The 21,681-nt window shown below is 46.0% G+C and carries 19 protein-coding genes; 18 read left to right on the top strand and 1 reads right to left on the bottom strand.

From position 1 onward, the window contains the following. From QP775_RS07795 to QP775_RS07780, 4 genes are all read left to right on the top strand, one after another. Positions 1-2,037, top strand: coding sequence for a DNA ligase (locus QP775_RS07795; RefSeq protein WP_285104966.1), 2,037 nt, complete (start codon positions 1-3; stop codon positions 2,035-2,037). Next, positions 2,034-2,369: an EscU/YscU/HrcU family type III secretion system export apparatus switch protein gene (locus QP775_RS07790; RefSeq protein WP_239328286.1), complete on the top strand. Its 336-nt coding sequence runs from the start codon at positions 2,034-2,036 to the stop codon at positions 2,367-2,369. Before QP775_RS07795 ends, QP775_RS07790 begins: the two co-directional genes overlap by 4 nt. Then, positions 2,359-2,784 (top strand): YraN family protein, encoded by a 426-nt coding sequence (locus tag QP775_RS07785; protein WP_285104964.1) that lies wholly within the window; start codon positions 2,359-2,361, stop codon positions 2,782-2,784. The genes QP775_RS07790 and QP775_RS07785 overlap by 11 nt, the downstream gene beginning before the upstream one ends. A gap of 655 nt (positions 2,785-3,439) precedes the next feature. Further along, complete coding sequence (locus tag QP775_RS07780; RefSeq protein ID WP_285104962.1) at positions 3,440-3,979, top strand: hypothetical protein; 540 nt, start codon at positions 3,440-3,442, stop codon at positions 3,977-3,979. A 286-nt stretch (positions 3,980-4,265) separates the two neighbouring features. Here QP775_RS07780 and QP775_RS07775 read toward each other — a convergent pair whose 3' ends face one another. Next, a complete protein-coding gene (locus tag QP775_RS07775; RefSeq protein ID WP_285104960.1) occupies positions 4,266-5,816 on the bottom strand; it encodes a YifB family Mg chelatase-like AAA ATPase in 1,551 nt (516 codons plus the stop codon). 478 nt (positions 5,817-6,294) lie between these two features. On the opposite strand from QP775_RS07775, the gene sucC reads away from it, so the two are divergent. The 14 genes from sucC to fliI all read left to right on the top strand — a co-directional run bounded on the left by sucC (position 6,295) and on the right by fliI (position 21,680). Beyond that, the gene (gene sucC, locus QP775_RS07770; RefSeq protein ID WP_239328281.1) at positions 6,295-7,452 is read left to right on the top strand and encodes an ADP-forming succinate--CoA ligase subunit beta; all 1,158 of its coding nucleotides are present in this window, start codon (positions 6,295-6,297) and stop codon (positions 7,450-7,452) included. A gap of 29 nt (positions 7,453-7,481) precedes the next feature. Then, positions 7,482-8,420, top strand: coding sequence for a succinate--CoA ligase subunit alpha (gene sucD, locus QP775_RS07765; RefSeq protein WP_239328280.1), 939 nt, complete (start codon positions 7,482-7,484; stop codon positions 8,418-8,420). 187 nt (positions 8,421-8,607) lie between these two features. Then, positions 8,608-9,732 carry a DNA-processing protein DprA gene (dprA, locus tag QP775_RS07760; protein WP_285104957.1) on the top strand — a complete coding sequence of 375 codons (1,125 nt, stop codon included), beginning with the start codon at positions 8,608-8,610 and terminating at the stop codon, positions 9,730-9,732. Positions 9,733-9,759: 27 nt separating this feature from the next. Then, positions 9,760-11,853 (top strand): type I DNA topoisomerase, encoded by a 2,094-nt coding sequence (gene topA, locus QP775_RS07755; RefSeq protein ID WP_285104955.1) that lies wholly within the window; start codon positions 9,760-9,762, stop codon positions 11,851-11,853. A gap of 71 nt (positions 11,854-11,924) precedes the next feature. Continuing rightward, positions 11,925-13,250, top strand: coding sequence for an FADH(2)-oxidizing methylenetetrahydrofolate--tRNA-(uracil(54)-C(5))-methyltransferase TrmFO (trmFO, locus tag QP775_RS07750; RefSeq protein WP_285104953.1), 1,326 nt, complete (start codon positions 11,925-11,927; stop codon positions 13,248-13,250). Positions 13,251-13,320: 70 nt separating this feature from the next. Beyond that, on the top strand, positions 13,321-13,863 hold the full coding sequence (gene hslV, locus QP775_RS07745) for an ATP-dependent protease subunit HslV (protein WP_239328276.1): 543 nt from the start codon (positions 13,321-13,323) through the stop codon (positions 13,861-13,863). A 28-nt stretch (positions 13,864-13,891) separates the two neighbouring features. Next, positions 13,892-15,292 carry an ATP-dependent protease ATPase subunit HslU gene (gene hslU, locus QP775_RS07740; RefSeq protein WP_285104951.1) on the top strand — a complete coding sequence of 467 codons (1,401 nt, stop codon included), beginning with the start codon at positions 13,892-13,894 and terminating at the stop codon, positions 15,290-15,292. Between the two features lie 355 nt (positions 15,293-15,647). Continuing rightward, positions 15,648-16,052 (top strand): flagellar basal body rod protein FlgB, encoded by a 405-nt coding sequence (flgB, locus tag QP775_RS07735; RefSeq protein WP_239328274.1) that lies wholly within the window; start codon positions 15,648-15,650, stop codon positions 16,050-16,052. Positions 16,053-16,060: 8 nt separating this feature from the next. Then, positions 16,061-16,513, top strand: a complete 453-nt coding sequence (flgC, locus tag QP775_RS07730; RefSeq protein ID WP_239328273.1) for a flagellar basal body rod protein FlgC — start codon at positions 16,061-16,063, stop codon at positions 16,511-16,513. Positions 16,514-16,553: 40 nt separating this feature from the next. Continuing rightward, complete coding sequence (gene fliE, locus QP775_RS07725; RefSeq protein WP_239328272.1) at positions 16,554-16,871, top strand: flagellar hook-basal body complex protein FliE; 318 nt, start codon at positions 16,554-16,556, stop codon at positions 16,869-16,871. 40 nt (positions 16,872-16,911) lie between these two features. Further along, the gene (gene fliF, locus QP775_RS07720) at positions 16,912-18,495 is read left to right on the top strand and encodes a flagellar basal-body MS-ring/collar protein FliF (protein ID WP_239328271.1); all 1,584 of its coding nucleotides are present in this window, start codon (positions 16,912-16,914) and stop codon (positions 18,493-18,495) included. 6 nt (positions 18,496-18,501) lie between these two features. After that, positions 18,502-19,515 (top strand): flagellar motor switch protein FliG, encoded by a 1,014-nt coding sequence (gene fliG, locus QP775_RS07715; RefSeq protein ID WP_239328270.1) that lies wholly within the window; start codon positions 18,502-18,504, stop codon positions 19,513-19,515. A 1-nt stretch (position 19,516) separates the two neighbouring features. After that, positions 19,517-20,356 (top strand): FliH/SctL family protein, encoded by an 840-nt coding sequence (locus QP775_RS07710; protein WP_343224456.1) that lies wholly within the window; start codon positions 19,517-19,519, stop codon positions 20,354-20,356. Further along, on the top strand, positions 20,346-21,680 hold the full coding sequence (gene fliI, locus QP775_RS07705; RefSeq protein ID WP_285104946.1) for a flagellar protein export ATPase FliI: 1,335 nt from the start codon (positions 20,346-20,348) through the stop codon (positions 21,678-21,680). Before QP775_RS07710 ends, fliI begins: the two co-directional genes overlap by 11 nt. Position 21,681: the final 1 nt, after the last annotated feature.

Genomic DNA, 21,681 nt, shown 5'->3' with positions numbered 1-21,681 from the left:
TTGAATATAACAAATATGGTGCGCGGTATGATGGGGGATGCAAAGCCCGGAGAGACACGCGCGTTAGAATTAAAAACAGGCCAACAGGTCAGAGGCGTTATCATGAGTACGTCTGAAAATGGCCGTGAGGCAGTTGTGCAGATCAATGGTGTATCTGTGCGTGCTGTATTAGATACACCTATGCAGCCCGGACAGGCGACATGGCTGCAAGTTCAGGGTCAGCAAGAGGATGGCATGGTTATTCTTAAGCCGTCTGAAGGGCCTAACTCCAAGCCATTGCCATCCATTGCTGAGGCTTTGAAGCAGTCTGGACTGCCAAATGAGCCATGGGCAAGACAACTGCTGAGCGAGTTGCAGAAGAGTGGTATGCCACTTACAAAGGAACTTGTAGATAAGTTGGCGCAAGCGATGGTGATGAAGCCGTCAGGAGTTTCAACAGAACAATGGATGCAGGCTGCAGCAGTTGCGATGAAACGTCAGCTTCCGCTGACTGCAGATAGTTTGCGCGGCTTGCAGCAGGCGATGTTTGGCAAGCCATTGCATGATCTGCTTGCAGCCTTTTCGCGTGCGGGTGATATGCCAGCGCCCATCGGTGCAGGACAAGCTGCTTGGGCTGCGCCGCTCAAGGAAGCGCAAGCGCTTATGCGGGCTTTAGTAGCTGCGATGCCACAAGCAGAGGGGCAGTATCCTCATTCGGGCAGTCAGTCAGGTACACCTGTGTCAATGCTTCGTGCATCAGCCGAAGGCGCACTCCAACAGGGAAGTGGAGGGGGGAATACAGGCAATAGTACGGGGGCGAGCCAAGCGGGTACTTCGGCTCAAGCGTCACAAACTGGCTCTACGGGAACAACTGCTGGGAGCGGGACGGGCTCAGGGATTAATGGCACGGCTACGGGAGTTGGAAACACCCAGGGAACAGTAGGGAGTGCTGCGAATATTGGCGCTACGTCTGGTAACGCTGCAGGAGCCTCTACTGTGGGGACATCCGCTAACGGCATAGGATCAGGTCAGCCTCAAGGATCAGCAGGTATTCATTCAACAGCAGCACAATCGAACAACGGTGTGTCTACACCAGCATCTGCACAATCAGGCAGTGTTGTTTCGTCAACAACGGGAGCAATAACAGGACAACAAGCTGGCACGAATCAAGTGGCTGGAGCTGGACATGCTGCACCTGAAGGGGCAGGCAATGTAATAGGCCGCATGTTGTCGTTGTTAGGGGTGTCACATGAGCGTGAAGTGCAGCGGGCCATACTGCCGCAACTCTCTCTTTCTGCATCGTCAAATGCATCTGCGCAAGCTCCGGCCTCGGCGCAAGCTCCGGCCTCGGCGCAAACTTCAGCGCCGAATGCACAAGCGGTCCTGGCGTCCGCGATGCCGGACGCAGCGCAGGACGCGTCGCGTGCCACACAGGCGGCACTGACGCGTACGGGCATAGATGCGGCATTGCCCGCTGCTATGCCGCAACAACATGCAGCAGGCACGGCGGCTGCTGCATCCGAGTCGCTGAAGAGCACACTGCTTCAGCTCCTACAGAGCGAAGGACTGCCGCCTCACATGAGGGAGGCAGCCCAGCAGATCGTGCAGCACATTACAGGGCAGCAGCTGCTGCTTACAAGTGATCGCTCCCTGCCGTTTTCGCATGTTACGCTGTTTGTCCCGCTTGTTACGCCAGATGGGACGCAGACTGCTGCAGTTCATATCCAATCTCGTCAAGGCGGAAAAGGGGAGCTTGACGCTTCGAACTGCCGTCTTTGGTTTGATTTGAATCTCAAATCAATGGGGCGTACATTGGTAGACGTTAATGTAGTTGATAAGTTAGTTGCCCTTAATGTTCATCATAACGATGAACAAGTACAGGAAATGCTGCAGCCGTTACGACCTGAAATCGATGCGGCCATATCTAAGATTGGCTATCAGTTATCAGCGTTTAGAACTTTGCCGCTTCCTGATCGTGAGTCTGAGCTGCAGACGCCAGAGCGAACATTTGAAGATTACGCTCCTAAGAATTATAAAGGAGTGGATCTTCGTATATGAGCTCGGAGTCTGTTAATAAGAAGCACAACACGGCCAAACAGCCGGCCAATAAACGAGCAAAGGCAGTCGCCCTGACTTATCAGCCAGGACAAAGCGAGGCTCCAGTCGTCGTCGCAAAAGGGCAAGGCCTTATCGCTGAGCAAATATTGTCCAAAGCTAAGGAAAGCGGAGTACCCATTCAAGAGGATGCTTCTCTTGTAGAGGTGCTGTCGAAGTTGGACATTGATCAACAAATTCCTGCAGAGTTGTATCAACTTGTAGCAGAGGTGCTCACGTTTATATACCGTTCTGATCAACGCGCTGCAAAAGGGAGGATGAATCATGAAACGTGATTCTTCCTCTGCCGACAATGGCAATAGTAAAGCAAGAGCTGCGCGTAATAAAGATGACCGCAGAGCACGCGGAGCTAGAGCAGAGCAGCTTGCAGCTACGTACATTGAATCATTGGGATGGATGATTGAAGCGCGTAACTGGCGCTGTCGATCAGGCGAAATAGATCTCATTGCTAGAGATGGGGATTGTATTGTATTTATTGAGGTGCGTAGCCGCAGCATGGCTGCCGCGTCTTTTGGCACGGCAAGAGAGGCACTTGATGTACGAAAGCAGTTGAAGGTCCGGTCGATTGCTGAAGTATACGCAGCTTGCAATCGGCTGGAAGGTAACAAGATGCGCTGTGACGCGGTTGTGATCACGTATTATGAGTTTGGGCAGGAACCGGTGTTGGAGCACATCGAGTCTGCTTTCTGAACGGGGGATGCACAGTAAGGAAATGGATTAAGTTTGTGAGCATTTGATAAATCTGTAATCTGATCTGAATGATTCCCAACGTACAAAGACTTTGTCTATGTTTTACCAATTGAAACAGAAATAATTTTGCAGGTCAATCCGCAAACCCTCTCTAAATTGAAATAGGCTTCACAGGAATACAATTCTTATCTATTACCACACATTCTCCAGTGGACTTCGATTTCACTTTTATGTCCAGAGCAGTCGTGCGGTGTCTGCAGCAAATTGTTAACTCTCCTAATAGATGTACCTCTAACGATTACTCACTATAATTACACTAAATAGCTTTGTATTAGGGGCACACCTAATTTGTAGTCTTTTATAATCCCGATGCACTATATTAATAAGTAAACAACACTACTCATCGTTTTCATTACTGATTTAAAAAAATGTAGTGAGCGTCTGAGTAGTTGTAGTTTTGAGGCCCCTTTCGGGTAATTTATTTGGGCTGACTCAATTATGATACTTATAGAGCGTATTTGACCAAAGTAGCAGTTGACACAGGAGCGATGACTTTTTGGCTTGTTCCTAACTGTGAAGCCAGTATATAATCCCATAAAACCGTCAATGGTTCCGATAATTTACCGGATCTAACTGATATAAGGAGAGGGTTAGAATGGGTCTCTGTTTGTCTAACAACGCTTCAATTATTTTTAATTTCATGGTGTTTCTGAATCAAAAGGATAACGAAAAAAGGGAGTTATTACATAATAACTTCCCTTCATTATTTACTATGAAATGGAACGGCCTTGTGGATGATTTTGTTCCTCAATCTGTGGATGAAACAAACAGAGATTTTGTTCGTTGGGATAACAAACATGTGCTAGAACGAACTGATTTTTTTGGCCCCATGTTTCGTGATAACAATTCTTTTGAGTATGCTTGGAACAGGTTCTCGGGCATCTGGTATACAGACATGCATATTTTAGACATTAATTCAGATCAAGTAATTCCACGGATCGGTGAACACTTGATGCAGATGGGCAGGTCTGAAGGAATAGATATAAAAGGAAACTATTGCATTCAAGTTATAATAGATAAACCAAGCTATGATGTGACAATGCAAAATAAAAACTTCATCCTTGCAACGGTAAAAGAGCTTGAATCCACACTCGATATTTCGAAGAAATTATATGATATGATCAAAGTAAGTTAAATAGAAACCTGTACTTTCTTCTTGTGATAACCTAGCAAATTTTAATATTTTCACATCAAAATAATGCAGCAATAGCATTATCACCTGCTGGTGCTCCTTCAACAATACTTGCCTCAAATAACATTATAACTGTAATCCGTAAAAGCATGAATGTAGATGCCCCATCTGCCTCATCTCAGCCAGCTGTATGAATGACAATGTTTGCAACGTCGAAGGCTTGTTGTAATAAATCTGTAAACATATGCTTATAGCAGTAACATGAAGTGTTTAATAATGCTCTAGCGACTTATTTTAATTTGTCCATATTACGATAAAGGACGGCCTCTGCGATATGAGCTACGTCTATTTGTTCACAATCATCAACGTCTGCGATCGTGCGTGCAACTTTTAAGATACGATCATGGGCCCTTATGCTTAGGCCTAATTGCTCATATACATCCCGCAGCATCTGGGCAGCAGAAGAGGAGAGAGGGCAAAATCGTTGCAGCAGGCTTCCACGTAGCTCGCTATTAAACTGCAATGGGAGCTGCTTGTACCGCGATGCCTGCCTTTCCTGAGCTGTGATCACTTTTAGCTTCATGTCAGCAGAGGAGATGACGGTTCCCGTCCACTCGGCAAGTGGTGCGCGTGGCACCTCGAGCTGAATGTCAATTCGATCAAGCAATGGACCAGAAAGTCTAGAACGGTATCGGCTCAGACGAGCAGGAGAACACGTGCAGGTGCTGTAGGTTGATCCGGCCATTCCGCAGGGACATGAATTCATCGAGCTCGCAAGCATCACATGGGCTGGAAAACGAAAGACGGCGCGAGCCCGGCTGATAGTGACGTGCCTATCTTCCAGCGGTTGGCGTAGAACTTCCAGTGCTTGTCTAGGAAATTCAGGAAGCTCGTCAAGAAAGAGCACGCCGCGATGTGCAAGACTGACTTCTCCTGGCTTCGGAATGGAGCCTCCGCCGATTAATCCAGCTGCTGAAATGGAATGGTGGGGCGCACGAAATGGCCTGCTGCGGATCAGTCCATTTGAAGTTCGATCCCACTTGCCAGACACGCTGTATAACTTCGATACTTCAAGTGCTTCCGTGTCCGTCAAGGCAGGGAGAATTGAGGGCAGCCGACGGATCAGCATTGTTTTTCCTGTACCTGGGGGACCGCTGAGCAGAACGTTATGCATTCCTGCCGCAGTGATGGTTAAGGCTCGTTTAGCAGTTGCTTGTCCTCGTACGTCTGCATAGTCTTCTATATCATCGTCGTAAAGAGGGCGCATCTTGTTATAAGAGGAATCATCTTTATCATCCAGCCATTGCAGCGGAGCGAGCTGAATAATGCCTGCTGTTGAAGTACATTCACGAAGCTGGGATAAGCTGCGAAGACCGTATACGTGAATACCTTCAACTAGTGCGGCTTCTGCTGCATTCCCCTCGGGCAGTAGTACACTGGTTATGCCGTGGCGCTTTGCTTCGTCAACCAAAGAAAGCACCCCTGGGATGACACGTGTTGTGCCATCAAGTGCAAGCTCACCAATGATTAACATCGACTCAAATGGTGCTTCATTCATCTGTTCGCTCGTAAATAACAGTGCGATTGCAACCGCCAAGTCAAATGTTGTACCTTCTTTGCGCAAGTCAGCCGGAGCTAAATTAATCGTTATCCGCTCTAGCGGGAATCGCCATCCACAGTTTCGAATCGCACTTCGGACACGATCAATAGATTCCCGCACCGCTGCGTCTGGAAGACCAACGACGTTGACTTGGGGCAGTCCGTGTGCAATATCTATTTCAATCTCAATCAGCTTGCCGTCCACGCCGTAGACGGATGCGCTGCATACTTTTCCATACATAAAAACACCTCTCCCTTCACATTTCGGGTATGTCTGCCATACTGCGAAATGCGCAAAGAAAGGTGCTTCCTCTACCTTTACGCTTATCTTTAAATTCATTATATGAGCGTTTTCATGCAGTGGTCAATACGAGATTATTTAATAGAGACTGTATAACCAGTTAACAATTTACCATCTATATCAAAATGCGATTGAATCGATATCAAATAAATGTACATTCTTGACAATTTAGGGGCAGTCACGGCAATTGAATCATGATACAATGTGTTCGGATTGGTTTATATTACCGTCGATGCCGACCGTGTCGAAGCAGACGGAAGCGTTTACTTTTTTTCGCGTTCTTGTCAGAGCGGTGGGAGATGCATTATGCACTGTGGTGGGTTTTTTAATAAGATTATAGCCAAGCACAGCATCGACATTTACCCAGCTCGCGTCAGTATTTACTTTTACAGGCAAACGATCGGATAGGGGGATTACAATGAATATCCATGAATATCAAGGCAAGCAAGTATTGAAACAATACGGCGTTGCCGTACCAAATGGCAAGGTTGCTTTCACAGCAGATGAAGCAGTAGCAGCAGCTCAGGAATTGGGTACACCGGTAGTTGTCGTAAAGGCTCAAATTCACGCAGGTGGACGCGGTAAAGCAGGTGGCGTCAAGATTGCGAAGAGCTTGGATGAAGTGCGCGAATATGCACAGGAACTGATCGGCAAGGTGCTTGTAACGCATCAGACGGGCCCAGAAGGAAAAGAAGTGAAACGTCTGCTCATCGAGCAAGGCTGCGACATTAAGAAAGAGTACTACGTAGGTATAGTTGTTGACCGCGCAACTGGCCGTGTCGTTATGATGGCATCTGAAGAAGGCGGTATGGAGATCGAAGAAGTGGCTGCACATTCTCCAGAGAAGATCATTAAAGAAATCGTAGATCCTGCGATTGGTCTGCAAACATTCCAAGCGCGTCGTTTGGCGTACGCTATTAATATCCCAGCTGAGCTGGTGAATAAAGCAGCGCAGTTTATGCTGTCTTTATATCAAGCTTTCGTAGATAAAGACTGTTCAATTGCAGAAATTAATCCGCTTGTAGTGACAGGCGATGGACAAGTTATGGCACTCGATGCGAAGTTGAATTTTGACTCAAATGCGTTGTTCCGCCACAAAGATATCTTGGAACTGCGTGATCTGGATGAAGAAGATGAGAAAGAAATCGAAGCATCCAAATATGACCTTAGCTATATTGCCCTGGATGGCAACATCGGATGTATGGTGAACGGTGCGGGTCTGGCCATGGCTACAATGGACATTATCAAATATTATGGCGGCGAGCCTGCTAACTTCCTTGATGTAGGGGGCGGTGCGACGACCGAGAAAGTTACGGAAGCGTTTAAGATTATTTTGTCTGACAAGAATGTAAAAGGTATCTTCGTCAATATTTTTGGCGGTATTATGCAGTGTGACGTAATTGCGAATGGTGTGGTCGAAGCTGCTAAGCAGATTGGTCTGGATCGCCCGCTTGTTGTACGCTTGGAAGGTACCAATGTAGAACTTGGCAAACGTATTTTGGAAGAATCCGGCTTGAACATCGTATCTGCGGATTCCATGGCTGACGGCGCACAAAAGATTGTCGCACTGGTTTAATAATCTGCAGACGAAAGGATGGATTGTCGATGAGCATCTTAATCAATAAAGATACAAAAGTAATTACACAAGGCATTACGGGCAAGACTGCTTTGTTCCATGCAAAGGGTGCCTTGGAGTATGGGACACAGATGGTAGGTGGCGTAACCCCTGGTAAAGGCGGCCTTACTGCAGACATCACGCTGGATAACGGAACACTTGTTCAACTGCCGATTTATAATACAGTTGTTGAAGCTAAGCAAGCGACTGGCGCTACAGCTAGTGTAATCTACGTTGCTCCAGCTTTTGCTGCAGACGCCATCATGGAAGCGGTTGACGCAGACTTGGATATCGTCATCTGCATTACAGAAGGTATTCCGGTTCTAGATATGGTCAAAGTGTCACGCTTTATGGAAGGCAAACGTACCGTGCTGATTGGACCAAACTGTCCTGGCGTCATCACGCCTGGAGAGTGCAAAATCGGAATTATGCCTGGATATATCCACACGCCTGGTCATGTAGGTGTTGTGTCACGTAGTGGAACATTGACTTACGAGGCTGTTCATCAATTAACGACTCGAGGAATTGGCCAGTCGACTGCTGTAGGTATTGGTGGAGATCCCGTTAAAGGATTTGAATTTATTGATGTATTAAGCCGTTTTAATGAAGATCCTAACACTTATGCTGTCATTATGATCGGAGAGATTGGTGGAACAGCAGAGGAAGAAGCTGCAGAATGGATTAAAGCCAACATGAAGAAACCTGTTGTGGGCTTTATCGGTGGCGCAACAGCACCTCCAGGTAAGCGCATGGGTCATGCTGGTGCAATTATTTCTGGTGGTAAGGGTACAGCGGCAGAAAAGATCGCCGTGCTTGAAGCATGTGGTGTTCAAGTAGCGCCTACACCTTCTGAGATGGGATCTACGCTTGTTAAAGTACTGGAAGAACAAGGATTGCTTGACAAGTGCATTACGCATCAACACGCTTAATAAGATGAAGGTAAGCAACCTTCCGACGCCATTGCGTTGGGAGGTTGTTTTTTTATTATCAGCCTGTAGGAACATAAGAACATCTGTGAACACAGCGCATTCATACTTGCAATATTTAACGGACTCAAGCACAATAAGGAAAGTGGTCTAACGCTTTCCTTCATTATAAGAGTGGAGGGTTAGAACGATGGGAATATGGTCTAAGCAGCAGCTGTTATTTGGGTTACATTGTATTTCGGGTGTGGGTTGGCATACGATTCAGTTATGCTCTCATACAGTTGGTCTGAATGGCTTGGAGGCATGGCTCGACCGTAATGAAAAGGATTGGCACGAGCTGGGTGTAAAGCCAGCAGTAGCGCAGCGATTGTCCGCCGGGTTTACTGTGGATAGTCTAGATAGACAATTAGAATTGACGTATAAATCAGGGACGCAATGGATTACGCTTATAGATGAGCCATATCCCGAACTGCTCAAGCATATACATGAACCTCCGTGGGTATTGTTTGGCCGCGGAGATATGTCACTTTTAAGCAGACCTTCAATTGCCATGGTGGGTACTCGACAGCCGACTGTATATGGCAAGAAAGTAGCCCATAAGCTAGCGGTGGAGCTGACAGAGCGCAAGTTAATTGTAGTTAGCGGTTTGGCAAGAGGGATCGACGCTGCGAGTCATGAAGGCGCTCTCACAAAAGGTGAGACGATTGCAGTCTTGGGAACTCCCTGCGAGGTTACCTATCCTCCCGAACATTCGGATCTGGCGAGACGTATATCATTATCGGGTATAGTTATTTCCGAATATCCGATGGGAACAGCACCTCACCCAGGCCTTTTTCCTAGACGTAATCGTATTATTGCAGGTCTGACACTGGGGACAATTGTTGTTGAAGCTGCGCAAAGGAGCGGCGCCTTAATAACTGCCTATTCGGCAATGGAATCATCACGTGAAGTATACGTAATTCCAGGACCAATAACGTCACCAAAGTCTGCAGGAACCTTGCAATTATTGAAAGATTCAAGTGCTAAAGCGATTGATTCGGCAAACGATATTATAGCTGATCTTCGGTGTCGGTTGACAACACTCCCCGAGACAGACAATAATGGAACGGTCATGAATTGTTTCAATGAAGCGGCATTGACTGCGTCAGAACAGGCAATACTGGACAGAATTGAAGATAAACCATCTACAATGGACGAATTGCTGCGTGATAGTGAACTGTCATTTGCAGAACTGCATCACATTTTGTTATCCTTACAGTTGAAAAAGCGAATTCATGAGCGCCCAGGCGCTGTATATGGTTCGATATGGACGTGAAAGGTTGTTGGAGAGGAGGGTGCGCCTATGGCGGATTCACTAGTAATTGTAGAATCGCCTGCGAAAGCCAAGACCATTGGCAAGTATCTAGGCAGCAAATATATTGTTAAAGCATCTATGGGCCATGTACGTGACTTGCCCAAGAGTCAGATCGGGGTAGAGGTAGAGAATAATTTTAATCCCAAGTATATTACGATTCGCGGCAAGGGATCCGTACTTAAAGAGCTTAAAGATGCAAGTAAAAAAGTGAAAAAAATATATCTCGCGGCTGACCCGGATCGCGAAGGTGAAGCTATTGCATGGCACTTGGCGCATGTGCTTGATATAGATGAGACTCAAGCATGTCGAGTTGTGTTTAATGAAATAACGAAGCAAGCGGTGAAGGATGCGTTTAAAACACCGCGTCAAATTAATATGGACCTCGTTCATGCCCAGCAAGCGAGACGTATCCTTGACCGTTTGGTCGGTTATAAGATTAGCCCGCTTTTGTGGAAAAAGGTTAAGAAGGGCTTATCGGCAGGTCGTGTTCAATCGGTGTCCGTTAAGCTAATCATTGATCGTGAGAATGAGATTGATGCCTTTATACCTGAAGAATATTGGACGATTACCGCAATGCTAGAGACGGGAAAAGCAGTCGTTGAAGCTAAGTTTCACAGCTTGAATGGTGCAAAGCGGGAACTTGGATCGGAGCAAGATGTACAGCTAGTGCTGCAAGCGATCCAAGACGGCGATTTTTCCGTTGCAGAGGTGAAAGAGAAAGAACGTTTGCGGAATCCATCTCCGCCATTTACAACGAGCTCAATGCAGCAGGAAGCAGCCCGTAAGCTGAATTTCCGTGCATCCAAGACGATGTCCGTCGCACAGCAGTTGTATGAAGGTGTGGATTTAGGCAAAGAAGGAACGGTCGGTCTGATTACATACATGCGTACGGATTCGACACGTGTTTCCCCTACAGCACAGGAAGAAGCCAATGGATACATTGTCGACAAGTACGGACCGGACTATTGGCCAGAAACGCCGAGACAATACGTGAAGAAATCTGCGAATGCACAAGATGCGCATGAAGCGATACGTCCGACTTCTGTGCTGCGTGATCCAGAGTCGATGAAGCCATTTTTGAGTCGGGATCAATTCCGTCTCTACAAGCTTGTGTGGGAGCGATTCGTCGCAAGTCAGATGACATCTGCCATCATGGATACGATGACGATTGAAATCACGTCAGGAGATGCTGGCTTCCGTGCTAACGGTTCCAAAGTGCGATTCCCTGGTTTCATGAAGGTATACGTGGAAGGTAACGATGACGGTACAGTAGAGACAGATAAGCTGCTGCCGCCGTTGTCTGTAGGAGATAAGCTAAAGAAGCAGGCACTAGAGCCAAAGCAGCATTTTACACAGCCGCCTCCGCGATATACAGAAGCTCGTTTGGTGAAGACGCTGGAAGAGTTGGGAATAGGACGGCCAAGTACTTATGCGCCAACGTTAGAGACGATCCAGAAGCGCGGCTACGTAGCTATTGAAGAGAAGAAATTCATGCCGACAGAGCTTGGGGAGCTTGTAATACAGCAGATGGAGCAGTTTTTCCCAGAAATACTGGATGCGGAATTTACTGCACACATGGAAGAAGATCTTGATCACGTTGAGGAAGGTCAACAGGATTGGGATAAAGTCCTTGCCAATTTCTATGAGTCTTTTGAAAAACGATTAGAAGTGGCAGAAGAAGAAATGAAGGAAATAGAAATCGAGGATGAAGTTTCCGATGAGATTTGCGAGAAATGCGGACGGCATTTTGTATATAAAATGGGGCGCTTTGGTAAGTTTCTTGCATGTTCGGGCTTCCCAGACTGTCGTAACACTAGACCTATCATCAAGGATACAGGGGTAGGTTGCCCTAAGTGCAAGGACGGCAAGCTAGTTGAAAGAAGAAGCAAGAAAGGACGTATCTTCTATGGATGCGACCAGTACCCCACTTGTGATTATGTGATGTGGGATAAACCATCTACGAAGCCTTGTCCATCATGCAGCAGCTTAATGATTGAGAAGCGATCCAAACAAGGCACGAAGCTGCAGTGTACACAGTGTGAGCATACAGAGCAAGTACAAGAATCAGATGACGATGAATAGAATTTAGAGGGATGGCCGCTGGAGCGTTCTGCGGCCATTTCGCTTAAGCAGCAATGAGGGGGAGCATATAGATGAGCAAGTCAAAAGTGACTGTGATTGGAGCGGGGCTAGCAGGAAGTGAGGCTGCTTGGCAGATTGCACAGCAAGGAGTACCCGTGACCTTATATGAGATGCGGCCTGTAGTCAAGACACCTGCCCACCACACGGACCAATTTGCTGAGTTGGTCTGTAGTAACAGTTTACGGGCGAATGGTCTCACAAACGCAGTTGGAGTGCTTAAAGAAGAGATGCGAATGATGAATTCGTTAATTATGTACGCTGCGGACAAACATGCTGTTCCCGCAGGCGGTGCGCTTGCGGTGGACCGTGAAGGATTCTCGGAAGAAGTAACTCAGCAGCTGAAAAACCACCCGTTAGTGGAAGTTCGTCATGAGGAAATGGAGTCGATCCCTGTTGATGGCCTAACTGTCATTGCGACAGGTCCGCTGACATCTCCTTCGTTGTCTGGGCAGATCAAACAATTAATGGGGGAAGAGTATTTCTACTTCTATGATGCAGCTGCGCCGATTGTTGATAAAGACTCTATCGACATGGAGAAAGTATATCTGGCTTCCCGGTATGACAAGGGCGAAGCAGCTTATTTAAACTGCCCGATGACGGAAGAAGAATTTAATGCCTTCTATGAGGCGTTAACTACAGCAGAGACGGCCGAGCTGAAAGAGTTCGAAAAAGAGATATATTTTGAAGGTTGCATGCCAATTGAAGTCATGATGAAACGAGGTAGGCAGACTGCATTATTTGGACCAATGAAGCCAGTAGGGCTTCCTGATCCGCGTACAGGCAAGACGCCATTTGCGGTAATTCAGCTGCGCCAGGATAATGCAGCGGGTACTTTATATAACATTGTTGGTTTCCAGACACATTTAAAATGGGGCGAACAAAAACGTGTATTCCAGATGATTCCAGGATTGGAGCGGGCGGAATTTGTACGTTACGGTGTTATGCATCGTAATACATTTATTAATTCGCCAAGACTGCTTGAACCGACCTATCAGTTTAAAGAGCGTCCAAACTTGTTTTTTGCTGGTCAAATGACAGGTGTAGAAGGGTATGTAGAGTCGGCAGCTTCAGGATTAATCGCGGGAATTAACGCAGGACGCTGCGCTGCTGAAGAACAGTGTATTACGTTCCCGCATGAGACGGCACTTGGTAGTATGGCGCATTATATTACTACAGCAGACGCTAAGCATTTCCAACCAATGAATGCTAATTTTGGGCTGTTTCCTGCGCTTGAGACCCGTATCCGCAACAAGAAGGATAAGAATGATGCGTTGGCACAACGTGCATTGGATGTGCTGCGCAGCTTTAAAGAACAGCTTGGAACGAAACAACAGTAAAGCACGTATAAAGAAGCAGCCAGAATACTAGCTGTTTCTTTTCCATTTTGAAAGAAGGGTGTGGATACAGATGGAAATGCAATTTCATGCAACAACGATCTGTGCGGTCAGACATAATGGCCACGGCGCAATTGCCGGAGATGGGCAGGTTACTTTTGGGCAAAATATGGTAATGAAGCAGCATGCCCGCAAAGTTAGACGGTTGTACCGCGGTCAAGTTTTGGCTGGCTTTGCTGGATCTGTAGCGGATGCAATAACGTTGTTTGAGAAATTTGAAGGCAAGCTCGAGGAGCATCATGGTAATTTGCAGCGTGCTGCAGTGGAATTGGCTAAAGATTGGCGTCAAGATCGAGTGCTGCGCAAGCTTGAAGCATTAATGATTGTGATGGATGCCCAGCACATGCTGCTTATATCGGGTAATGGTGAAATTATTGAACCAGATGACCACGTCTTAGCGATTGGCTCAGGTGGTTCTTTTGCCTTATCGGCAGCTCGTGCATTGAAGCGACACGCGGCTGACATGACCGCAAAGGAAATGGTAGAAGCATCACTTCGTATCGCAAGTGAGATTTGTGTATATACGAATGACAATATCGTTGTAGAAGAATTGTAAACGCAACATAAAGAGTGGAGGGATTACAATGAGCGAGCAAGCATGGACGCCGCGACAAATCGTTGCTGAATTAGATAAATACATCGTAGGTCAGAAAAAAGCGAAGCGATCCGTTGCGATTGCACTACGCAACAGATACCGCCGCAGTTTATTGGATGAGTCGATTCGAGATGAAATCGTACCTAAAAATATTTTGATGATTGGGCCAACTGGTGTGGGTAAGACAGAGATTGCCCGACGATTAGCGAAGCTGGTCAAGGCTCCATTTGTCAAGGTGGAAGCGACGAAGTTTACAGAAGTAGGATATGTAGGCCGTGATGTGGAATCTATGGTTCGCGACCTTATCGAAACTTCTATTCGTATGGTGAAGCTGGAACGGACGGAGAAAGTAAAGGATAAAGCTGAAGAAATGGCTAATGATCGACTTGTTGAGCTATTGGTGCCATCTTCAGATAATCAAAAAAATCAGCGTAATCCGTTTGAGATGCTATTTGGACAAAATAACAATCAACAGGCGACAAAATCTGAGCCGGAACCAGACGCAGGCTTACAAGAGAAGCGGCGCAAAGTGAAATTTGATTTGCTGTCTGGTAACTTGGAGCAGGATATTGTCGAGATTGATGTGGAAGAAGCGGCTCCAAATATGTTTGACATGTTTGCGGGACAGGGCAATGAGCAGATGGGGATGAATATGCAGGAAATGCTCGGAAGCCTTATGCCAAAGCGGACGAAGAAGCGTAAACTGTCCATTAAGGAAGCGCGTAAAGTGCTTACACAAGAAGAAGCAGGCAAGTTAATTGATATGGATGATGTAATACAGGAATCTATTCATCGTGCGGAACAGTCGGGTATTATTTTCATCGATGAGATCGATAAGATTGCTTCGGCCACACGTGGGTCAGGACCAGATGTATCCCGTGAAGGTGTGCAGCGCGATATCCTGCCCATCGTAGAGGGCTCTACGATCATGACGAAGTATGGTGCAGTAAAGACCGACTACATCTTGTTTATGGCAGCAGGTGCATTCCATATTGCGAAGCCGTCGGATTTGATCCCTGAGCTCCAGGGGCGTTTCCCGATTCGGGTCGAATTAACAAGTTTGTCCATGGAGGATTTCGTATCGATTCTTACGGAGCCTGAGAACGCATTAACTAAACAGTACGTGGAACTGCTAAAAACGGAACACCTGGAGTTGGAGTTTTCATATGATGCAATTGAAGAGATTGCCCGTATAGCCCAAAGTGTAAATCAAAATATGGAAAATATAGGGGCTAGACGCTTACACACCATTATGGAAAAGCTGCTCGAGGACCTCTCCTTTGAAGCGCCTGAACTAAATTTGGGGCAGTTTGTCATCACGCCAGAGTATGTCCGTGAAAAGTTAGTCGATATTTCACAAAACCGTGATCTTAGCCAGTATATTTTATAAAAACATGAACATATAGTCATATATAATACTTGTTTTGCACGCAGTATATATATGTTAATTAAATTGTTTTCCACTATTTGCCCTGTCTTTCAATCGAAAGATAGGGCTTTTTTCATATTGTTTTCTCTTGTAAAGTTTAAGATGATAAAAGTGCGCAATTTCAGACAAAATGTTTAATTTTGAGATGTCGAGTCGTTTTTTATGCAAGTTATGGCAAGGGATTTACGAATGCTCACGCCTGTCAGTGGTAATTTGTAATTTTTAATCGAATTTTGTCGATTAAAAGCAGGAAAAAGCAGTTTAACGTTGAATCATGAAATAAAGATTCATTTGTGGAGAAAGCGGGGGAGACCATGTGGATTTATTGAATGGCTTACAATTTAGACAACTTGAAGGTGCCATTCAGGCAGCTGCCGCAAGGCAGAACGCAACTGCCAACAATATCGCCAATGTAGATACACCATATTACAAGCGATCTGATGTTCAGTTCGAATCGATCCTTCGCGATCAAATGAATGGAGGATCGTTAACTGGCCGACGGACAAATGAAAAGCATTTTTATATTGGACCGTCACAAGGTGTGCCAGAGTTCAAAACCGTCCAAGACGAATCAACTGTTATGGGTAACAATGCAAATAACGTTGATATGGACCGGGAGATGGCGCTGCAGGCGGAGAACCAATTACGTTATTTTACATACGTACAGCAAGTCAATCATCACATTAACATGATGCGTACCGGTATGGATGTCAGGAGGTAAGTTGAGGAATGAACATTAGTAACAGCTTTCAGATCAGTTCTTCAGGATTAACGGCACAACGGTTACGGATGGATGTGATCTCTTCGAATATTGCGAATGGAGAGACAACTCGTGCTCAGGTAGTTAACGGGCAAGTCGTACCTTATCGTCGAAAAGTAGTTGTGATGTCGCAAACGCAGCCATCCTTTCAACAAACATTGGATTCCGCAATGCAAGGAACAAAATCAACAAGTGGCGTAAGAGTGAGTCGAATTCAAGATGATGCTTCGCCTTTTAAGCTTGTGTATCAACCAACCCATCCGGATGCGGATGCGAACGGTTATGTATCCATGCCGAATGTAGATATGGCTAGAGAAATGGTTGATATGATATCAGCTACTCGATCTTATGAAGCCAATGTCACAGCGTTAAATGCTTCAAAGTCCATGATTACAAAGGCATTGGAAATTGGAAGGGCATAACGGGCATTGAACTTGAACTAATGCGAAATGAGGGTACAGGATGATCACGAACACGATGATGTTGCCGATGCAACCATCTCAAGTGCAAGCCACAGTTAGTAACATCTCATCATCAGCTCCAGCAACACCAGCGGAAATGACCAAGTCATTTGGGGAATTTCTAGCGGATTCACTTCAGCAAGTTGATGCACAAGAGCATCAAGTCCAAAGTATGAACAAACAATTTATGATCGGTGAAGTTAACGTAGACCAGCTCATGATCGCCTCAGAACGCGCGCTTCTAAGCTTACAGTTGACGACACAAGTACGAAATAAAGTAGTCGAAGCTTATCAAGAAGTCATGCGCATGCAAATGTAAAGACGTCTTGTCTTACACAGTTTTGGTGGGGTGACGAGAATTGAAAGAGAAAATAGGCCAGTATCGGGAACGAGCTTCTCAATACTGGAATCAATTTGGTAAAAGAACGAAGTGGATCCTAATATCCACCTTGGTACTGTTGGTTGTTGCGATTAGCTTAATAACCTATCAGCTATCTAAAACGGAATATGCGTTAGCATTCCGAGATCTGAACTCGAATGACGCAGCTGGAATTATTGAATATCTGAACACTAACAAGATACCTTACGAATTAAGTGCTGACGGCAGTTCAATTTCTGTCCCCGAGGCGTCTGCGTCTAAAGTAAAAGTAGACATCGGTGCACAAGGTATCGTTAAAAATGGCTCTATTGGCTTTGATTCATTTGGTGCCGACGGTCTTATGGGCGGCATGACGGATAACGTGTTTGATGTTCGTTACAAGGATGCCTTGAATGGCGAAATAGAACGACTCCTTCGTAACATGCAAGGGATTAACGACGCACAAGTCCTGGTTAATCTGCCTAAAGAAAGTGTATTTGCAACAAATGAAGAACAACAAGCATCTGCATCTGTATTATTAAAGTTCAAACCAGGCTACAGCCCGAAACAAGAAGTTGTAGATGGATACTTTAATCTCGTCAAATCGGCAGTGCCTAACCTTACAGCTGACAACATTACGTTATCAAGCGATGAAGGACCTATGTATGCTTCCGGTTCGCCAGGTTCAGGGAAATCCGGAATTGCAAGTGAAGTCGAAGAGCAACTGGTCATCCAACGCCGCTATGAACGCGACTTGGGCGATAAAGTACGCAGCTTCTTAGCTGGTGTTGTCGGTCCCGAGAACGCAAATGTCTTGGTATCCGCCAATCTCAACTTTGATAAAGTGAACAAAGAAGAAAATATGGTGACTCCTGTTGATGCTGAGAACATGAAAGGTATTGAAATCAGTGTTCAAGAGCTGCAGGAAACATTCACGGGTAAAAGTGCGCAGCAAGGTGTAGCGGGTACAGGCAGTGAAGATGTTACCAATTACCCAGGTGCGACCGGAAACGGAGATACCTCATCAGAGAAGTCTCAGAAGACCGTAAACTATGAAGTGAACCGGATTAAAAACCTGATTCAGTCCAGCCCGTATGCTGTTAAAGATTTAACCATTCATGCTGCAGTTGAATCGCCTGATCTTACGGATGAGAAACTCAAATCCGTGGAGAAAGTTCTTCGTTCTATCGTAGCAGCTCAACTGAAAGAATCAGGCTCTACTATAACTGACGCGGAATTAGAAGGAAAAGTTTCTGTCATTTCACAAAATGGGACTAATGGCGGAGTTTTGAGTACGACTTCTATCCCGACTTGGGTATGGTATGGGGCTGGAGCACTTGCTCTATTGTTAATTGGTGGAGGAATTGCATTTGCAGTTGCTCGCAAACGCAAAAAGCGCGAAGAAGAATTTATCGATGAAGATGGAATGAGCTATATTCCAACGCATGTTGAACTTCCTTCGATTGATTTGGAATATGCAACAAACGAGAATCAGGTGCGCAAGCAATTGGAATCGTTGGCGAAGAAGAAACCAGAAGAATTCGTCAATTTGCTGCGGACTTGGCTAGTTGACGAATCGAGGTGAGCATAGATGGCTAGAAACAATCAAGGTTTAACAGGCAGACAAAAAGCGGCGATCTTGCTCATTTCATTAGGTCCTGAAGTATCGGCGCAAATATTTAAGCATTTAAGAGATGAAGAGATCGAGCAATTAACGCTTGAAATTGCAAATGTAAGAAAAGTTGATTCTGTTGATAAAGAAACCGTGTTAAGCGAATTTCATCAAATTTGTTTGGCGCAAGAATATATTTCGCAAGGTGGTATTACGTACGCCAAAGAAATATTGGAAAAAGCGCTGGGTGCTTCTAAAGCGGTGGACATTATTAACCGTTTGACGGCAACTTTGCAAGTTCGTCCGTTTGACTTTGCTCGCAAGGCTGATGCTTTGCAAATTTTGAACTTTATTCAGAACGAGAGCGCGCAAACTATTGCTCTCGTCCTATCCTATTTGCAGACCGAGCAGTCATCTCAGATCTTGTCATCGTTAAGCCCAGATAAACAAGCAGAGGTTGCACGCAGAATCGCTTTAATGGACAGCACTTCTCCAGAGGTAGTCAGTCAGGTGGAAAGTGTGCTTGAGCAGAAGTTGTCTGCTACAGTAACGCAAGATTATACAAGCGCAGGTGGTATCGAATCGATTGTCAATATCTTAAATGGCGTCGATCGCGGTACAGAACGTACCATTTTGGATTCTCTTGAAATCCAGGACCCTGAATTGGCCGAAGAGATCAAGAAACGGATGTTCGTGTTTGAAGATATTGTCAATATTGACAATCGATCGATCCAACGTATTATTCGGGACATTGATAACTCGGACTTGCAGCTTGCACTCAAAGTGGCAAGCGAAGATGTACGAGGTGTTATTTTCCGCAATATGTCGAAACGGATGGCGGATACTTTCAAAGAAGAAATGGAATTTATGGGACCTGTGCGGTTGCGTGACGTGGAGGAAGCGCAGACGCGCATCGTTGCTACAATTCGTCGCTTAGAGGAATCGGGCGAGATCATTATAGCGCGCGGCGGAGGAGACGATATCATTGTCTAACGTGATTAAATCTTCCCACTACATTCCTGTTGAACAAATGAGAATGCTGGAGGCAGTACGACGTCACCAAGAACGACTGTTAGAGCAACAAGAGCAGGCGGACGAGGAAGAACTAACGGGTGACAATTTGTTAGCCAAAGACACGCAGTTGGCTGCTTTGCGGCAAGATATTCTTGCAGACGCGCAAGCATTTGCAGAAGATCAAGTCCGAGTGGCATCAGAACAATCTGAACAGATGTTGGAAGATGCACGTGCAGAGATCGAAGCCTGGTGGGATGAGCGCAGAACACAAGACGACGAGCTTCGCAGTGAAATTCAACAGCAAGCTCAGACCGAAGGATACGAAGCTGGAGTATCACAAGCTGAACAAGCTATTAAAGAGGCTTATGAGTTAAAAGTCAGCGAGGCGGGTGAATTGCTGAAGCAGGCGTATGCAGCAAAAGATCAACTGATTCAGGAAGCCGAACCTTTTGTTGTATCCTTGAGTTGTTCTATTGCGGAGAAGATTATTGATCAGCAACTGACCGTGCAGCCTGAGCTTATTTTGGAAATGGTGAAGAAGCAGCTATCGCGTAAGCGGGAAAGTGGAGTAATTACTCTTTGTGTATCTCCTGCGCAATTTATGTTTATCCATGCAGCGCGCGAAGAATTAAGCATTGCGATTGATTCACAAGCGGAACTTCAGATTATTCCGGATGGAAGTGTTCAGGATCACGGCTGTGTCATTCGCTCGTCATTGGGAAGCATCGATGCGAGAATTGATACACAACTGGAAGAATTAAAGAAGGCGCTGATTCAAGTAGCCGTTCATCACGGGGAGCATGTCAACGATGAAATCTAATGCAGAGCACGTTTGGAATGTAGATAAATATACAGAGTTTCTCAAACACGTGGATCCCGTTCGCGTGAATGGAAAAGTAACTCAAGTTATTGGATTGACAGTAGAATCAGAAGGGCCGGATGCCAGCATCGGTGAGGTATGTTTTATTCATCCGAATAAAGGTAACGTCCCCTTAATGGCTGAGGTGGTAGGTTTCCGCGACAACAAAGTGCTGTTAATGCCGTTAGGTGAGCTTAACGATATTGGCCCAGGCTGTGATGTCGTTGGAACTGGCAAACCATTGACCGTACAGGTAGGATCGGAACTTCTGGGGAAAGTGCTGAACGGATTGGGGCAGCCTCTGGATGGGTCCTTCCTCCCAACGAGGATGGCCAAGTGTTCTACGTCGAACATTCCATCGAATCCGCTGAAGAGACCACGTGTTCAAGACCCCATTGGTGTTGGCGTACGTGCAATCGATGGGCTGCTTACGATTGGAAATGGACAGCGTGTAGGGATATTTGCTGGCTCCGGCGTTGGTAAAAGTACGCTGCTTGGTATGATTGCGCGTAATACCGCTGCCGATGTGAACGTCATAGCTCTTGTAGGAGAGCGAGGTCGAGAGGTACTCGAGTTTATCGAGCGAGACCTAGGTCCTGAAGGGTTGGCACGCTCGGTTGTTGTGGTGGCAACATCGGATCAACCAGCACTTGTTCGAATTAAGGGTGCGGTAATAGCAACTACGATAGCTGAATACTTCCGTGATCGGGGCATGAATGTCATGCTGATGATGGATTCCGTCACACGTTATGCGATGGCTATGCGGGAAGTAGGGCTTGCGATTGGTGAGCCGCCTGCAACCCGCGGGTACACGCCATCCGTATTTGCAAGCCTGCCCAAGCTGCTTGAGCGCAGCGGTACAGGCCCGAACGGCTCGATAACCGCATTTTATACGGTGCTTGTTGATGGTGATGACATGAACGAACCTATTGCTGATGCGGTGCGCGGGATATTAGATGGTCATATTGTGCTTAATCGTAATATTGCCCAAAAAGGACATTTTCCAGCGATTGATATATTGGCGAGTGTAAGTCGAGTCATGAAAGATATCGTACCTGAAGAACATCAGCTTGCGGCTGAACAATTAAAACGTTTGTTGGCCGTATATAGGGAATCAGAAGATCTCATTAATATTGGTGCGTATCAACGGGGTTCGAATGATGCTATTGACGAAGCAATAGAAGCAATTGATGACATTTATGGTTTTACCAAGCAGCGTATCAATGAATCAATGTCATATGAAGAAACGATTGAGCGGTTGACCATGCAATTTCAAGGGAGATGAG

Source organism: Paenibacillus sp. UMB4589-SE434 (assembly GCF_030226685.1).
In the GTDB taxonomy this organism is placed as follows: domain Bacteria; phylum Bacillota; class Bacilli; order Paenibacillales; family Paenibacillaceae; genus Paenibacillus_B.
Note: the sequence above shows the minus strand (reverse complement) of the source record. Positions and strands in the feature narration are given on the sequence as shown.

Bases quoted from the DNA above. Each gene is read 5' to 3' on its own strand.
- QP775_RS07780 (WP_285104962.1), top strand. From the start codon at position 3,440: ATGGGTCTCTGTTTGTCTAACAACGCTTCAATTATTTTTAATTTCATG.
- flgC (WP_239328273.1), top strand. From the start codon at position 16,061: ATGAACATTAGTAACAGCTTTCAGATCAGTTCTTCAGGATTAACGGCA.
- hslV (WP_239328276.1), top strand. From the start codon at position 13,321: ATGGAAATGCAATTTCATGCAACAACGATCTGTGCGGTCAGACATAAT.
- hslU (WP_285104951.1), top strand. From the start codon at position 13,892: ATGAGCGAGCAAGCATGGACGCCGCGACAAATCGTTGCTGAATTAGAT.
- QP775_RS07790 (WP_239328286.1), top strand. From the start codon at position 2,034: ATGAGCTCGGAGTCTGTTAATAAGAAGCACAACACGGCCAAACAGCCG.
- trmFO (WP_285104953.1), top strand. From the start codon at position 11,925: ATGAGCAAGTCAAAAGTGACTGTGATTGGAGCGGGGCTAGCAGGAAGT.
- topA (WP_285104955.1), top strand. From the start codon at position 9,760: ATGGCGGATTCACTAGTAATTGTAGAATCGCCTGCGAAAGCCAAGACC.
- dprA (WP_285104957.1), top strand. From the start codon at position 8,608: ATGGGAATATGGTCTAAGCAGCAGCTGTTATTTGGGTTACATTGTATT.
- fliG (WP_239328270.1), top strand. From the start codon at position 18,502: ATGGCTAGAAACAATCAAGGTTTAACAGGCAGACAAAAAGCGGCGATC.
- sucD (WP_239328280.1), top strand. From the start codon at position 7,482: ATGAGCATCTTAATCAATAAAGATACAAAAGTAATTACACAAGGCATT.
- QP775_RS07785 (WP_285104964.1), top strand. From the start codon at position 2,359: ATGAAACGTGATTCTTCCTCTGCCGACAATGGCAATAGTAAAGCAAGA.
- fliE (WP_239328272.1), top strand. From the start codon at position 16,554: ATGATCACGAACACGATGATGTTGCCGATGCAACCATCTCAAGTGCAA.
- sucC (WP_239328281.1), top strand. From the start codon at position 6,295: ATGAATATCCATGAATATCAAGGCAAGCAAGTATTGAAACAATACGGC.
- fliI (WP_285104946.1), top strand. From the start codon at position 20,346: ATGAAATCTAATGCAGAGCACGTTTGGAATGTAGATAAATATACAGAG.
- QP775_RS07775 (WP_285104960.1), bottom strand. From the start codon at position 5,816: ATGTATGGAAAAGTATGCAGCGCATCCGTCTACGGCGTGGACGGCAAG.